The sequence below is a fragment of the Pantoea sp. B566 genome (genome assembly GCF_024793925.1).
Lineage (GTDB): Bacteria > Pseudomonadota > Gammaproteobacteria > Enterobacterales > Enterobacteriaceae > Pantoea > Pantoea ananatis.
This window is the reverse complement of record NZ_JANUQL010000003.1, coordinates 3,526,634-3,541,766: the sequence shown is the minus strand read 5'-3', so window position 1 is coordinate 3,541,766 and position 15,133 is coordinate 3,526,634. Positions and strand designations below refer to the sequence as shown.

The window sequence follows — 15,133 nt, the reverse complement described above, 5'->3', positions numbered from 1 at the left end:
ACCTCACTGAAGGTCAAGAAAGCGCTGAAATTCCGCTGTATCAGGATAAGAACGTTGTGTGCCGCGCGCCGTCACGCTACAGGCCGCGTAGGCGGAGGCTTTGGCCATCGCCGCAGGAATATCGCCCGTTTTCACCAGTTCATGAGCGAAGCAGCCGATAAACGCATCACCGGCACCGCTGGTATCCACTGCCTTAACCGGCACAGGCGCAACCTGGTGCTGTGTCTCTCCGGTCATCCACAACGATCCGCGACTGCCCAGCGTAACGATCAGGTTTTTCAGGCCACGTTTCAGCAAGGACGCACCGGCCAGCCTGACGTCATCATCCGTCCCCACCGGCATCCCGGTAAGAATTTCCAGCTCCGTCTCATTGGGCATAAAAAAGTCGCACTGGCAGGCATAGCGGATATCCAGGTCTGCCACGGCGGGCGCAGGGTTGAGGATGACGCGAATATCATGCTGACGGGCAAAATCGATAGCGTAGTACACCGTTTCCAGCGGAATTTCGAGCTGAAGAATGATCAACCGACAGCGTTTCAACGCATCACCCGCAGCATCAATATCCGCCGGCTTGAGGTGCTGATTCGCGCCTTTGATAATTAAAATGCGGTTTTGCGACTGATCATCAACAAAAATGGGGGCCACGCCGCTGGAAACCCCTTTTTCGGTTGTGACATAACGCGTATCCACGCCCTGCTGTTGCAAATTAGCCAACGTGGTGGGCGCAAACAGGTCATCGCCGACTTTACTGACCAGCATCACCTCGCCACCCAGTTTTGCTGCCGCCACAGCCTGATTGGCCCCTTTTCCCCCACAGCCAATCGCAAAATCGGGTGCCTCAAGCGTCTCTCCAGCTTTAGGAAAGCTGTTGGTATAGGTGATTAAATCCACCATGTTTGAACCAATAACGGCGATATCCATTTTTCCCCCGGTAATGAACAGCTAAAATGTTATAAAAATAACACTATCAATTCACCGGCGTTTAATATGTGATAAATTTCACATTTAACGTGACAAGATTCCGCGATATATCGGATTTCTCGCCCTCAAGATGTTACTATTATAACAAAGCAAGCTATCTGAACGGCGCGTTATTCTTAGCTTTAGTGCAGGTTTGCGGGGTAATAACATTGCGGGTAAGATGAAAAATCTTACCCGGTGAGCACGCAACACCTTATATTTTTTGAAATTTGTCACAGCCTCAATAAAACCACGGCGATTTCAGGTAAATTTAATTGCGCGATAACAATGTGACAGGCACTGACGTATGACGTCTTCTTCAAGGAATACAGGTTCAGAAATGACAATGGAAACCCGCCGCGACGAACGCATTCGCAAACTGGCTCTGGCACTTAAGCGCACCGATAAATTACATCTGAAAGATGCCGCACAGCTGCTGGACGTCTCCGAAATGACCGTGCGTCGGGACTTAAGTGAACCGACATCGAGCGTGGTATTGTTGGGCGGTTATATTGTGAGCGATCCCCGAAACCACGCCGGACACTATTTCATCTCCGATCAACATGGCCAAAATGCGGCCCGCAAGCAGCGGCTCGCTCAGGCAGCAGCCAGCCTGATTAGTGAAAACGACACGGTGTTTTTCGACTGCGGCACCACCCTGCCCTATGTCGTGGATGCGATTCCGGATGAGCTGCCCTTTACCGCCATCTGCTGTGCCATGAATACCTTTCTGGCGCTGAAAGAAAAACCCGCCTGCAACGTGATCCTGAGCGGCGGGGAATTTCATGCAGACAATGCCTTATTCACGCCCGTCGGCGGCCATTCCATTCTGGATGACCTGTGTCCCAGCCTGGCGTTTATCTCTGCGGCTGGCGTAGATCGGGATCAGGGAGCGACCTGCTACAACCTCAACGAGCTGCCGATGAAACACCATGCCATGCTGCGCGCCCGCCAACGTATTTTGGTTGCCGACAGCAGCAAATATGGCAAAGTGCTGCCCGCGCGCATTGGCGAGCTCGCCCGCTTTGATTTACTGGTCAGCGACAGCGCGCCCGAACCCGCCCTGCGTGAGTGGTTAACCCAACAGCACATTCCCGTCCGCCTTCCCTGACGCTTTTCTGTCACGCGGCGGCAACAGGCTGTTGCTAAATTCTCGTCGCGGACAGCAGACGCGCTGCGCTAAGGCGGCCGTTTGCTGCTCCGTCTGACAGCGGACACAAATCAAACAGTTACGCCCGACTGCGCGACTGCGCGGAATTATCCCGGCCCATCGGCTGTGAATAGGCGGCGAAAAAGGCTAAACTTCGACATCATCCAAACGACAAACAGACCCAGAGGCTCAATACAACGTGGCTCAATTCGTCTATAGCATGCATCGCGTCGGCAAAGTAGTTCCGCCCAAGCGACATATTCTCAAGAACATCTCCCTTAGCTTTTTCCCCGGCGCGAAAATTGGTGTACTCGGCCTGAACGGTGCGGGTAAATCTACGCTGCTGCGCATCATGGCCGGTATTGATAAAGATATCGAAGGTGAAGCTCGCCCACAGCCCGGTATTAAAATCGGCTACCTGCCACAGGAACCGCAGCTTAACCTTGAGCACACCGTGCGCGAGTCCGTTGAAGAAGCCCTGTCCGAGGTGGTCGGTGCGCTGAAACGTCTTGATGAGGTTTATGCCTTATACGCTGAAGAAGATGCGGATTTCGATAAGCTGGCTGCCGAGCAGGGACGTCTGGAAGAGATCATTCAGGCACATGATGGTCATAACCTGAACACGCAGCTGGAACGCGCCGCCGATGCCCTGCGCCTGCCGGACTGGGACGCAAAAGTCGCAAACCTGTCTGGTGGTGAACGTCGCCGTGTCGCGCTGTGCCGCCTGCTGTTGGAAAAGCCCGACATGCTGCTGCTGGACGAACCGACGAACCACCTGGATGCCGAATCTGTCGCCTGGCTGGAGCGCTTCCTGCACGACTTCGAAGGGACCGTGGTAGCGATTACGCACGACCGCTACTTCCTGGATAACGTTGCTGGCTGGATTCTGGAACTGGACCGCGGCGAAGGTATTCCGTGGGAAGGTAACTACTCCTCATGGCTGGAGCAGAAAGATGCCCGTCTGGCACAGGAAGCCTCTTCCGAAGCCGCACGTCGTAAATCGATCGAGAAAGAGCTGGAGTGGGTACGTAAAGGGCCAAAAGGCCAGCAGTCTAAAGGCAAAGCCCGTCTGGCTCGCTTTGAAGAACTGAACAACACCGACTACCAGAAACGTAACGAAACCAACGAGCTGTTTATTCCGCCGGGTGCCCGCCTGGGTGACAAAGTGCTGGAAGTCAGCAACCTGCGTAAATCCTACGGTGACCGCGTTCTGATTGACGGCCTGTCGTTCTCCGTACCGAAAGGCGCCATCGTCGGCATCATCGGCCCGAACGGCGCCGGTAAATCAACGCTGTTCCGCATGATGTCCGGTCAGGAACAGCCGGACTCCGGCGAGATTGTGCTGGGTGAAACCGTGAAGCTGGCTTCTGTCGATCAGTTCCGTGACAGCATGGATAATGCCAAAACCGTATGGGAAGAAGTCTCCGGCGGTCAGGATATTATGCGCATCGGCAACACTGAAATGCCAAGCCGTGCCTATGTCGGACGCTTTAACTTTAAAGGCGTGGATCAGGGCAAACGTGTCGGCGAGCTGTCCGGTGGTGAGCGTGGTCGTCTGCATCTGGCAAAACTGCTGCAGGTTGGCGGCAACATGCTGCTGCTCGATGAGCCAACCAACGACCTGGACATTGAAACCCTGCGCGCGCTGGAAAACGCCCTGCTTGAGTTCCCTGGCTGCGCCATGGTGATCTCGCATGACCGTTGGTTCCTTGACCGTATCGCGACCCACATTCTGGATTACCAGGATGAAGGCAAGATCGAGTTCTTCGAAGGTAACTTTACCGAATACGAAGAGTACAAGAAACGCACGCTGGGCGCGGATGCGCTGGAGCCGAAGCGTATTAAGTACAAGCGTATTATTAAGTAACACAGGGGCGGCAGCGATGCCGCCCTTCTATTTTCTTCAGTGGTAGAATTCGCGAAACACCGGCGACTGCAACGCAAATTCAATGTACTTCATCAGCGCAGGTGAGTTCAGTTTTCGGCTGGGATACACCAGCCACAGTTCATTCCCCTCCATTTCCCATTCCGGCAAGACCTGCACCAGGCGCGCATCATGCATCTCTCCGTCGATTAAAAAGCGCGGCAGAAGCGTAATACCGGCACTGCCCAACGCAGATTCGCGTGCATACAGTAAATTGTCGGTGAGGTGTGCAGGCGGGAGCAGCCAACGGTGATACTGATCGTGCCGTTTTAGCACCCACTCGTTCCAGGCCCGGTGCGCAATGCAACGATGCGCGGCTAACTGCTGAGGATGGGTCACCGGAGGATGCTGATCGAGATAGGCTTGCGCGGCCACCAGCGAGCGCTGGCAGTAGCCAACGCGCCGACCAATCAGAGACGACTCCTGCGGCTGGCCGGTGCGCAAGGCCAGATCAAAACCGTCCTGCACCAGATCGCGGATATCATCCGAAATGGAAATATCCAGCGTCACATCAGGATAGCGCCGTAAAAACGCGGCGTTGCAGCGGGCCAGTAAGGTTGCGCCAATACCTGCCGGGCTGGTAATGCGCAGGCGACCGCTGGGATTTTCCCGCAGACTGGCAATAGCCTGCTCAGCACGTTCGCTGGCCTGCATCATCTCCTGGCAATGCAGCAGGTAGCGTTCGCCCGCAAACGTCAGGTTTAACTGACGCGTGGTGCGGTTTAACAGGCGAATGCCCAGCCGCTGTTCAAGCTGGCTGATGCGCTGACTGACGCTGGATTTGGGTAAGCCCGCCCGTTCTGCCGCGGCGGTAAAACTGCCACACTCTGCCACTAACGCAAACAGCGCCATATCCTGCCACTGACGAAACGCCATTGTTCACCTCAGACGAACACGCTAATAACGATTGTCCATCTTATCAGTATCGCCTCAGGGTTCTACACTTGAGAAAACACTACAGGAGATAAACCATGTCTGTTCGCGCGATTGCCGTCGATCCCGAAAACCCAAAAAACTTCGTCGAAATTTTTCCAGAAACCCTCACGCCTGGCGAATATGACCTGCGCGTCCAGGTGAAAGCCGCCTCGGTCAACCCGGTGGATACCAAAGTCCACAAAGGGGCGATCAAAAATGGTTTACAGGTGCCGCGTATTCTTGGCTGGGATGCCAGCGGTGTGGTACTGGAAACCGGCAGCAAAGTCAGCGGCTTTAAGCCAGGCGATGAGGTTTACTACGCGGGCGATATTACCCGCCCGGGCAGCAACAGTACGGAGCAGTTGGTCGATTCACGCATCACCGGCCACAAACCGAAAACCCTCGACTGGGCGGCTTCTGCCGCTATTCCCCTGACGGCGCTGACCGCATGGGAAGGCCTGTTTGAACGGCTGGATATGGCCGCCGCACGTGAAGATCAAACACTGCTTGTCGTGGGCGGCGCTGGCGGCGTCGGTTCGCTGGCCATTCCGCTGGCAAAAATGCGCAGCAAAGCCAAAGTGATTGCCACCGCCTCACGGGAAGATTCCGCCCAGTGGTGCCGCGATCGCGGGGCAGACCTTGTCATTAACTACAAAGACATGGTTGGGGAGCTGGAAAAGCACGGTATCAAACAGGTCGATTATATTTTCTGCCTTAACGACACCGACGGCCATTGGGAAACCATGAGCCAGCTCATCGCCCCTCAGGGCCATATCTGCACCATCGTCGAGAATGAACATCCGCTGTCGATGGATCAACTGAAGTTAAAAAGCGCCGCACTGCATTTTGAGTTCATGTATACGCGCAGCATGTACAACACGCCAGACATGGCGCAGCAGGGTGAAATCCTCAATACCGTCGCCAGCCTGCTGGACGAAGGCAAGCTGCAAAGTACACTCAACGAAACGCTTCATGGCCTGAGTGTGGAAACGCTTGAGACCGCTCACCAGCGCGTGCTGGAAGGCCATATGCGCGGCAAGGTTGTCATGGTTTACTGATCACTCGCGGGTGCCAGACAATAGGGGCACCCGCGTACGGTTATTTTACGGGGAAGCCGAAGCCTGACTCAGCGTTGCCGTGAAAACCTGAGGATTACCCTGATCGTCCAGCGCGGTAAAGTTAAGGCTGCCCTCACCTGTGGCTAAAGGCGGCTCATCACCCATGAGGGGATATTCTTTATGGGTGAAAGGTGCCAGCGTTTTATCCCCGTCCAGATAAACGGGATAACGTTTCCCCCCTGCCGTCACCGTCATTTTTCCCGGCGTAAAAAAGTAACGGCTATGATTCATGGCCTGAATAAAAAACTGTCCCTGCTTTTTTCTTACCTGAAAGGTGACCGCGTTTACCCGTGCCGCAAAGGGCGTAATGTCCGTGAACGGCCGGTTAATCACTTTAAGCTGAGTGTTCAGCGCCATGCTGATCTTGTCGTTGTCCGCCCGTAGCGTGCTTTTTTTCACTGCGCTGATCTCGTAAAGATTGAGCCAGTACAGGGATTCCCGATCCTTTGGCAGCTGTGCGGCCAGCTCGGTGCGCAGAACCGCAATCTGCTTTTTTTCATCTTTATTCAGCGTAAAAACGCCGGGAAGCGCAACAAAGGGAAAGGCTTTACTGCCGGGTGATCGTTCCGGTGAACCGCCGTCTATCCAGGTCTGGATCAGTACAGGCGCGTCACCACTGTTGACCAACAGCAACGGAATTTGTACCTCGCCAGGATGAAAGATGAGCCGGCTTTGCTGTGGAATCACTGCGGCATGGGCATGAATCGCGATAGACATAACTAACCAAAAAAACGTTTTCATGTTATTGCAGCCGAATAAGGATGGATGCGGTCGCATCGACACGGCCCGCCGTCACTGTTTGACCGGGAAGCTTTGCAAGACGGGCACTGAACGTACGCTGGTACAGCTTTTCGTCACTCTGCTGGCCACCGCTGATAACCTGCGCGTCTTCCAGTACCGGCCGCCAGCCCGCATTACTGCTGAAGCTGCTCCAGCTCAAAAAGGAGACAGGCTGACCACTGGACGTCTGTAACTGAATGCCGACGCCTTTTGCCAGTGAAGGATCGCTGTCATAGCGATCGGACACCAGGTAGCGCGAGATACCGCCTGCCGTCGTCAAACTCAGTTGCTCGGCCTGCAGCCAAGCCGCGTAACTTGGCTGGAAGCCCAGAGAGAGCTGGCCTGAGTTAATACCCGAGATGTTCTCGGTCCCGTTTGCACAGGCCAGGGTAATGCTGAGCGGCGCTGTCACGGCCTGGCCTTCATTAAGCCCGTTGATGCTGATGCCAGGGAAAATGACGTTTGCGGTATAATTTTCCACCCGACAGCCCTGGGTCATATTTTGCGTCAGGGTGGCGACCGGCGCGGTATTCATCCCAAAGGCCATATAACGTCCGGAACCCCAGGTTTCAAAATGGTTCCAGCTGTCCTGACCCGCTTCGGGCACATTCATTCCCGGCCCCATAAACACCACATAGCCATTGGGCTGATTACAACTATATGCGCCGGTATAATTATCGGCTGCCGCCCAGGGGCAGCCCCATGACGCGTAACCGGGCGTGCGGTTGTTGCTGTCGGTACGAATGAGCTCCGCGCTGATGGGGCTGAAATCGCGCCCCCTGATCTTGATTTTGTTCCCGTCTATCTCATACTGCGTGAGCGGCACTTTTTGCCAGATACGGGTAAAAGGCTTACCGCTGCGCACGTGAACCAGCTTTAATGCGGTAAAAGGAAAATAGGTCTGGAAATAGTTGTTCCCCATGTCCCAGGCACCGCCAACGTTGCTGTCACCGTTGGTGGCGAAGACTTCAAACAGTTGGTCTTTATCAGCAAGGTCACACTCGTACAACACGCGATCGGGATTATTGTTAGCCACAGACGGCACCACCCGAAACACCGAACGGGCCAGCACGGTGCCGGCGGGCTGATAGCGAAGATTCATTAACCCGATATTGCCGAAATTCAGGGGCGCACCACAGGCATCACAGCCTTGATCGACCGGCTGTATACGCGTGCAGGTCGCGTGAGCCGGGAGCCACACCGTCCAAAAAAATACTGTTATTACCGCTAAAATGCGCTTCATCATTTATACCTCAGATTCTAAAAAAGACAGACGGCATCCGCGTAGGTGATCACCGCGTCGGGCTTGGGTTTCGGGATGCGGTAATCAATTAAACAGGATGACTGTGCGCCCTCTCCCCAGACGGCCTTCAGTTGCCCCTGAGTTTTAGCCACCCGCAACCAGGCATTGCCGCCCTGACCAAATGTACCCACCCGATTGCCCGACTCGTCCAGCAGATCTGCGCCCATCGGCACCGTGTTATCGCGATTGGTGCGGGTCTTTAACATGAGCGGATAACCGCGTAAGGTTCTGAACGACACCTTCACCATCGCACCGGCATAGGGCGCGACGATTTTCTCGCTGTCCTGTATCTCAACATGGCTATCGCTGCCGCCGGCTCCCAACGAAATCCGGTTGTAGTGATAGGGGTTAAGCGACGGCACCAGGGCATAGCCGAAGCGGTCGATCTCGGTACCCTGGCTGTTGAGAACGTGGGCGTTCCTGGCGCCTTTCGCTTCGACAAGGGCGAAGGTGTCGCCGAGATAATTGCCCAACGTCACGCCGCCGCTGTGGATCACTGCTGCGCCCATCGCGTTAACGGACATCTGGTTAAACCGCGAAGAGGTCGATGCGGTACCGGTCACGCTGGCTTCTGAAAACTTTTTGCCCAGGCTGCCACTTAACGTCGTATCACGTTGCTGCTGATCGCGATTCACATTCACGCTATAGCTGGTGCCGCTCTCGCCGCTCAGCCCGCTGAGCGACGCGTTGTAGTTACTGCCGTTCTGGCTTCCCCGCGTGCCGCCCAGAGCCAGATAGGGTGAGGTGGCGTCCGAGCCCAACGGCACAGAGAGGCTGACCTGCAACTGGGTATCTTTATAAAAGGTATCGTCTGCATGCTGGGCCATCACCGCCATGCGCGGATCGGTTGAGTAGGCTCTGCGCGAATACTGGCGTGAGAGAGAAATATTCAGCGCGATATTTTTGGGCAGCACCGTGCCATAGCCGACCTGAAACTGCGTCGTCCGGGAGCGTCCATCATAGTAATTTTGCTTCGAGCCAGAGAGATAGACATTGCCCCACTGCCCCAGCGTTTGATTAAGGGTCATTTGCAGGCGGTTACGCTGCATATATTCGCTGTTGATAAGGTTGCGGCCAGGCGTTTCTGCATTATTCAGTGCAATCACGTCGTTAAGATCCCGGTAACCCTGAGTGGAATACTGGTATCCGGCAAAGGTCAGTGTGGTATTGGTAGGCTGAAAGGTTCGACTGTAACTCAGTGCGTAACGCCATCCCTGGGTCGACTCACCGCCGTTCAGATCGGCTTCAGAATACGCGCTGTTAAATCCCACTGCGCCGATGTCAGAGGCCCAGACGCCGCCGGCCAGCAAAGCATGATAGCGTTGGCCCAGCCGTACGCCGCCATTAAGGGTGATGGCGTTGGTCAGTCCGTGCTTAACGGTTAATTCGGTAAAGGCGTTGTCTTTACTGTAATCCCTGACTTTACCGGCAGCAAAGTTGTAGTCCGTCCGGCCAGGACGCAGCGACTGCGGTAACACCGCATAAGGCACGCTAAATCGATGAAGGCTGCCGTCAGACTCCTGAACCTCAACGCTGAGATCGCCGCCATAGCTCACCGGACTCAGGTCATTGATGATAAACGGACCCGGCGGCACGGTTGTCTGGTATATCCGCTGCTTGCCCTGCCAGATTGTTACCCGTGCATTACTGCTTGCCACGCCGCGCACCACCGGGGCATAACCCCGAACAGAATCCGGCAGCATACGATCGTCAGAGTCCAGACTGACGCCGTTAAAACTGACAGCAGTAAATAAGTCACCGTTACTGAAAAGTTCCCCTATCCCCGCCTCACTTCGTAAAGTGGGCAGCGCACGTTGCACCCAGGCCCGGGCGCTTTGCCAGCGATTGCCGAACTCGTCATGGGTGAAATTCCCCTGCTGACGGAAACGCCACATCCCGACGTTCATACCACTGTTAATGCCCAGATAGGTGGATTCAAAACGCTGCGCATTTTTATAATCGGAATAAAACTGGTTAAGGTTGTAATTCACGAATGCCATGGTATCGCCCGCCGTCAGGTTTTCGGGCGCGATATAGCCTACGGGCCGCTGGACCAGCATCGCCTGAGGAATGGTCACATCCACGCGTAAGCTTGCCGTATTCACGTTGACGGTCGCGCCGGGCAAAAATGCCTCAGGCCGTGCGCAGTCTTCCGCCTTCAGGGCGGACAAATAAGGGGTTTTGACGCCAAACGCCCGATAAAACGGCGAGGTAAGACACACGGAGAGCGGCCCCTCGGCGCGCACGATTTGCAGAGCCGTGGATTGCTGGAACTTACCATTGAGGTAAAGATCGACATCGTAACGGCCAGGCTGAAACCAGGCATCCTGTGAATCAACGGGCATCGCAACCTGTCCCGGCATCATTTCACGGATTAAAGCAGGATCAAACGTATAGTCATTTTGCGCATCAGCCGCCTGACTTGCCCAGGCTGCAATCAGGCTTGAAGCGAAGAATAACAATAATGTGGCTTTATTCATTTCTGCTATTTTTCGTTTACGTTGATTTTTTCGTCGGCGCCAAAATCATTAATCAGGACGGCATTAAGCGCATATCCAGAGAGGGGTGAATGGCTTTTCAGCGTAATGCGCTGTTCACTAAAAGGTGCCAGCGTGACGGCATCGTCCCAGGGAAGCGTGTGATTACCTTTTACCAGGACAAACGAGCGAATATTGGCGTAAAAGGGAGACGCATTTTTAAGGAGGATTGTGTGCCCCTCGATACGCCAGGAAAGCGCCTGTCTGACTTTATCCACAGAGAAATCGAGATCCCCGGGACGAACGATGACTTTCACCCTGTTCTTGATAACCAGATAAAGTTTATTTTTATCTTCATCGCCCTTTTTAACAGAGGGGAGCTCCGTGTAGTCCAGATAAAACAGCGACTCTCTGTCCTGCGGCAAATTTTTTTCAGTGACGTTGACTTTCACCGTTTGACCGGCGACCGGTGCTATACGAAAAATTTGCGGCAGCGCCACAAAGGGCGGCGTTGAATTTGCATCAGGATTCACTGCCTGAATTTGAATAAGCACAGGCTGATCGCCTGCGTTAGTAAACTGGATGGTCTTTTCATTTTTCGAACCATCAATAATTATCCGGGTGCCGTTTAGTACCACACTCGCCTGACACAGAGTGGCTGACAGCATCAGCAACAAAATAACGCTAGATTTAAACACAGGTTTCTCCTGCCCTCTTAAATAAAGAGGGCCTGATAGTTATGGATAGCTGACAGAATATTGGACGCTACTCAAAACTGTACCTGCACCAGCGCTTCCAGAGTCGCTGTAATATTCGACCGAAAAATTTTGTGATGCACTGGTACTTCCGCTCGCCAGCGTCATGCCGCTGACCGTCGCCGCACCGCCAGATAAATCGATCGCTTTATCACTACTATCCAGCAAACGCAGTGCCACGTTTTTCGCTGTTCCGGTATTCAGTAAATCACCAGTCGATGAAATGTTGTTGCCGACCAGATTAATATTAATTGCCTGCGTTGATCCTGATGCCGGTGCAACACAACCGGTTAAGTTAATGGTAAAAGGCGTTTTTCCGGCGGTTGATTTTGCCGTACTCAGCGCGGTAGTGGAAACCGTTGGCAGCAGAATAATCGGGCTACCGGTTGCATCATTGACATTAACGTTACAGGTTTGTGCATTGACCTCGCCCTGAAAGCGAATGGTATTTTGTGATGCGGAAAAAGCATTAAAAGAAATAAAACTTGCACCGCATAAGGCAATTGTCATGCCGAGTGATAAAGACCTGGCTTTCATTGGTTCCCTCTTGTGATTCTGATTAATAAACATGCTCATTGGCGGCGAGAATCATAAGGGGCATGGGAGAGAAACTGTGTGTGAAGTGTTCTGACCTTATGTGAAGAATGCTTTAGAAAACAAAAAATATGTTTAAATTCAATATGATAATGTTAACCCTGTGTTGCTGAAGAGAGACATTTCATAAGATAACAACAGGCCAGGCCGTGCGCGCGACGACAGCGAACGCCACATTGACGACATCACTTTTCGCAAAGGTAAAGCGGTACCGGCCCAGAATAGAATACCCACGTCTGCAGGCCTGTCCTTTTAATGACAAACGGAAATGTCGCCCCGACGCTAATGAAAAATGCCGGCAGCCACTTTTGTTGCTCCTCTAAAGACATTTGGTTATCCGGTGAGGGTTCTATTAATGTTGATCGCGCAAGATACAGATTACCCTCACGCTGATAAGTAAAACGGATAATTTTACTCAGGCTGATAACCTTATGCGCGCTATCGGTGAGTCGTCCCGTAATCGCAATAATACCCTGACCGTTTCGCATATCGTGAGAGGCGATCACTGAAAATGTCTCACCGCCTCTGATGTAATTAATGTTTGCTATACAATGGACAGAATCCTGTCGAAACATAAATACGACAATGCCTGCTGCTGTCATCACGATTACAGCCAACAGAAAGGTTAACTTCACCACTGACTCCTTATATAATAATACGAAACACAGTCCGGGGAGCCGAAAAGTGAAAGGGTATTTTTACACTGTAAAACTGAAATTCGTTCACCATTGGTGAACGCTGTAATAAAAATTTTTCGTCGCTCCGTACAACCGACTTTAATATCGACAGCGACTCGTGCCACCAGACTGTTATCCGCTTTTTCATTGCCATATATTTCGCATCCATTCATATCAAAGCGTTTAACAAAATCCATTTCCTGGCGGTAAAGTGAAAAGGCCATGATGGCAAAACCACAAATCAGTATCGTCAACCCCGTCAGCCCTGTCACAAACAGATGACGGGGGGAAATCGCATAGCGATTTGCGCTTTTTCTGAGTGTTAATATAGCAGATTCAGGATCGCCGATCGGTTTTTTTGATTTTGGTTCAGAAAGCGGCATGTCATTAATGAGGTTTTCTGAAATATTCTCATCATCCTGAATAACGGACTGCGTCGTATTTGGCGAAACCTCATCTTCACTGGCCGAAGGTGAGAGCGAAATGCGCTGTTCGTCTTCCTGGGCACATTTACCAGCCACTGCTTCCTCATCAGAAATACGCTTTTCAGGCGCAGTCGTCGATTCCTCAATGAGGATTGCGTTTGAAAGCATAAAGCCGCGACGCGGAATTGTTCTGATCACGTCCTGGCGGATATCGCATGCCAGCAGCGCTTTTCTGATCAGGGAAATACTTTGATATAAGGCATTGGCACTGACTTCCATACCGAACCGGCGCCAGGCATATTGATAAAATGCTTCATGATCGACAATTTCGCCCTGGCGCGCGATCAGCAATTCAAAACAATAGGAGGCCGATGAGTGCAACTTCACCGTCTGATCATGACTAATAATTTCCCTTTTCCCAGGATAAAAAACCACATCGCTACCAATACTAATCTTTTTCATCTTATTACATCCGGGTATATCATTATTTCTATCTTAAGAACATTCCCTCAATATAAACCAGTTAAAAATATTGAACTTACATTTAACAGCAACACACAGAAGAAATGAAATAATATCAGTTTTTAAATACGTAATAATGTTACCTGGGAATTCAAAATCTCTTTTTTTGTTTTCTAATGTTACGCGCGTTATTTGGCTGCACGTGGTTTTTCACGAGCCATTATTTCTCATGTTCAGGTTAGAGAGGGCGCGAATAATATGAATGAAAAATAGCCATTAAAGGGGCGACGTCTTGTTCCTTCCCCGCCCCGGTATGAAGGTAAAAGCCTTAGAGCGGGCTCTGTTCGCCCAGCATTCCTTTCACAAGTTCAATACAGCGCAGGAAACGCGTATCGTAGTCTTCTTCCTGCACATGAACGAAATCGATGTGGTTTTCACCCAGCATCGAGATCAGCATGCTCTGGAACTCACGGCGATCCACAGAGCTGCCCAGGCTGCGCAATCCGTCCGCCACCCAGGGCACGTTATTCTCCAGCAAAATGACCAGGTCAAAGCGATACTCATCAATCATTGCCTGAACAAAAGGATGCTCGCGTCCCTCATACTTTTTGCAAAAGGCCTGGGTGGTGACAAAGTCGGTATCGATAAACGCCACTTTATTGGCATATTTCACCGCAAAATCGATGTACTGTGCATGGCCCAGCGCGATCTTATCGTAGTCAGAATACTGCAGTGCCATCTCATCGCCGCCCAGATGGGAAAAAACATAGTCACGGCCATATTCCCACGCACTGGACGTATTAAAGATGTTCGCCAGCTTGTTCACCAGCATCGACTTTCCGCTCGACTCACCGCCCAGAATGGCCACGGTGCGTACAAAGAAAGGCTTCACTTCGGTGGGAATATACTCCCAGAAGCGGAAGGGATCCTGACGAATCTGCGCGCCGCTGATATTCATAAACGATCGTTTTGGATCGATCAGTATCGTCTCAATGCCCAGGTGCTGCTGATACATTTCGGCATCGGGGGCTTCACTGGTATAGATGCAGTCTGCGGCAATCCCCTGCTCGTCCAGGAAGGTTTTCACCCCTGCACTCCACACATCCCAGCCGTGTGGATAGGGTTCAATGCCCTCTTCATCGAAGGCATGAATGCGAATATTTTTCTGGTACTTGAAGGTTTGCAGTAACCAACGCAGACGATCGCTAACGGTAGGCTGCTGCGACATGGCGCTGTTTTCAAACAGGCTCAGATCGCGCGGCTCGTCGTAGCCCATAATGATATGCAGCTCATCGACCTGACTACAGGCACGCTGGATCAGATAGATATGGCCGGTATGTAGCGGATAAAACTTACCAAATATCACCCCAATTTTTTTGTCGCGACGTGGAAACTCCAGACCGAGAAAACGGTGCAGGGCTTCCAGCTTTTGTGCACTGGGGCTTTTAATTTTCGCGTTAAGCAGTTGGCTTAAGTACCCTTTGGTCATGCCACTGGCATCGGCCACCTGTTGTAGCGTGTGGCCCTGCTGGCGAATGGCCGTTTTTAAATAATCAAACGCCGACATGTGGTGCCTCCTGCAAAAAATGATCA

The 15,133-nt window shown here is 52.4% G+C and carries 13 protein-coding genes; 3 read left to right on the top strand and 10 right to left on the bottom strand.

From position 1 onward, the window contains the following. Positions 1-3 precede the first annotated feature (3 nt). The gene (rbsK, locus tag NYE92_RS18170) at positions 4-921 is read right to left on the bottom strand and encodes a ribokinase (RefSeq protein WP_013024527.1); all 918 of its coding nucleotides are present in this window, start codon (positions 919-921) and stop codon (positions 4-6) included. A 385-nt stretch (positions 922-1,306) separates the two neighbouring features. Here rbsK and deoR point away from each other — a divergent pair, with 385 nt between their 5' ends. Both deoR and ettA read left to right on the top strand, forming a co-directional pair. Further along, entirely contained in the window at positions 1,307-2,071 is a 765-nt protein-coding gene (deoR, locus tag NYE92_RS18165; protein ID WP_024472311.1) for a DNA-binding transcriptional repressor DeoR, read from the top strand. Positions 2,072-2,309: 238 nt separating this feature from the next. Next, the gene (gene ettA / locus NYE92_RS18160) at positions 2,310-3,977 is read left to right on the top strand and encodes an energy-dependent translational throttle protein EttA (RefSeq protein ID WP_013024525.1); all 1,668 of its coding nucleotides are present in this window, start codon (positions 2,310-2,312) and stop codon (positions 3,975-3,977) included. 36 nt (positions 3,978-4,013) lie between these two features. Here ettA and NYE92_RS18155 read toward each other — a convergent pair whose 3' ends face one another. Continuing rightward, the gene (locus NYE92_RS18155; RefSeq protein ID WP_013024524.1) at positions 4,014-4,910 is read right to left on the bottom strand and encodes a LysR family transcriptional regulator; all 897 of its coding nucleotides are present in this window, start codon (positions 4,908-4,910) and stop codon (positions 4,014-4,016) included. 95 nt (positions 4,911-5,005) lie between these two features. Here NYE92_RS18155 and NYE92_RS18150 point away from each other — a divergent pair, with 95 nt between their 5' ends. Beyond that, positions 5,006-6,007 carry a zinc-binding alcohol dehydrogenase family protein gene (locus tag NYE92_RS18150; protein ID WP_014606636.1) on the top strand — a complete coding sequence of 334 codons (1,002 nt, stop codon included), beginning with the start codon at positions 5,006-5,008 and terminating at the stop codon, positions 6,005-6,007. Between the two features lie 45 nt (positions 6,008-6,052). Here the strand turns inward: NYE92_RS18150 and NYE92_RS18145 are convergent, their stop codons facing one another. From NYE92_RS18145 to nadR, 8 genes are all read right to left on the bottom strand, one after another. Beyond that, positions 6,053-6,808 carry a molecular chaperone gene (locus tag NYE92_RS18145; RefSeq protein WP_019106385.1) on the bottom strand — a complete coding sequence of 252 codons (756 nt, stop codon included), beginning with the start codon at positions 6,806-6,808 and terminating at the stop codon, positions 6,053-6,055. A 1-nt stretch (position 6,809) separates the two neighbouring features. Continuing rightward, complete coding sequence (locus NYE92_RS18140) at positions 6,810-8,093, bottom strand: fimbrial protein (protein WP_259019327.1); 1,284 nt, start codon at positions 8,091-8,093, stop codon at positions 6,810-6,812. Positions 8,094-8,107: 14 nt separating this feature from the next. Then, entirely contained in the window at positions 8,108-10,630 is a 2,523-nt protein-coding gene (locus tag NYE92_RS18135; protein ID WP_126843133.1) for a fimbria/pilus outer membrane usher protein, read from the bottom strand. A gap of 5 nt (positions 10,631-10,635) precedes the next feature. Continuing rightward, complete coding sequence (locus NYE92_RS18130) at positions 10,636-11,325, bottom strand: molecular chaperone (RefSeq protein ID WP_259019326.1); 690 nt, start codon at positions 11,323-11,325, stop codon at positions 10,636-10,638. A gap of 39 nt (positions 11,326-11,364) precedes the next feature. Further along, a complete protein-coding gene (locus NYE92_RS18125) occupies positions 11,365-11,919 on the bottom strand; it encodes a fimbrial protein (RefSeq protein ID WP_014606641.1) in 555 nt (184 codons plus the stop codon). A gap of 242 nt (positions 11,920-12,161) precedes the next feature. Further along, a complete protein-coding gene (locus NYE92_RS18120; RefSeq protein ID WP_022622279.1) occupies positions 12,162-12,611 on the bottom strand; it encodes a hypothetical protein in 450 nt (149 codons plus the stop codon). Continuing rightward, on the bottom strand, positions 12,608-13,540 hold the full coding sequence (locus NYE92_RS18115) for a winged helix-turn-helix domain-containing protein (protein WP_024472315.1): 933 nt from the start codon (positions 13,538-13,540) through the stop codon (positions 12,608-12,610). The genes NYE92_RS18120 and NYE92_RS18115 overlap by 4 nt, the downstream gene beginning before the upstream one ends. A gap of 328 nt (positions 13,541-13,868) precedes the next feature. Further along, positions 13,869-15,107 (bottom strand): multifunctional transcriptional regulator/nicotinamide-nucleotide adenylyltransferase/ribosylnicotinamide kinase NadR, encoded by a 1,239-nt coding sequence (gene nadR, locus NYE92_RS18110; RefSeq protein ID WP_014606644.1) that lies wholly within the window; start codon positions 15,105-15,107, stop codon positions 13,869-13,871. Positions 15,108-15,133: the final 26 nt, after the last annotated feature.

Excerpts from the sequence above, each read along its gene's own strand:
- rbsK (WP_013024527.1), bottom strand. The coding sequence starts at position 921 with ATGGATATCGCCGTTATTGGTTCAAACATGGTGGATTTAATCACCTAT.
- deoR (WP_024472311.1), top strand. The coding sequence starts at position 1,307 with ATGGAAACCCGCCGCGACGAACGCATTCGCAAACTGGCTCTGGCACTT.
- NYE92_RS18155 (WP_013024524.1), bottom strand. The coding sequence starts at position 4,910 with ATGGCGTTTCGTCAGTGGCAGGATATGGCGCTGTTTGCGTTAGTGGCA.
- NYE92_RS18150 (WP_014606636.1), top strand. The coding sequence starts at position 5,006 with ATGTCTGTTCGCGCGATTGCCGTCGATCCCGAAAACCCAAAAAACTTC.
- NYE92_RS18145 (WP_019106385.1), bottom strand. The coding sequence starts at position 6,808 with ATGAAAACGTTTTTTTGGTTAGTTATGTCTATCGCGATTCATGCCCAT.
- NYE92_RS18140 (WP_259019327.1), bottom strand. The coding sequence starts at position 8,093 with ATGATGAAGCGCATTTTAGCGGTAATAACAGTATTTTTTTGGACGGTG.
- NYE92_RS18135 (WP_126843133.1), bottom strand. The coding sequence starts at position 10,630 with ATGAATAAAGCCACATTATTGTTATTCTTCGCTTCAAGCCTGATTGCA.
- NYE92_RS18125 (WP_014606641.1), bottom strand. The coding sequence starts at position 11,919 with ATGAAAGCCAGGTCTTTATCACTCGGCATGACAATTGCCTTATGCGGT.
- NYE92_RS18115 (WP_024472315.1), bottom strand. The coding sequence starts at position 13,540 with ATGAAAAAGATTAGTATTGGTAGCGATGTGGTTTTTTATCCTGGGAAA.
- nadR (WP_014606644.1), bottom strand. The coding sequence starts at position 15,107 with ATGTCGGCGTTTGATTATTTAAAAACGGCCATTCGCCAGCAGGGCCAC.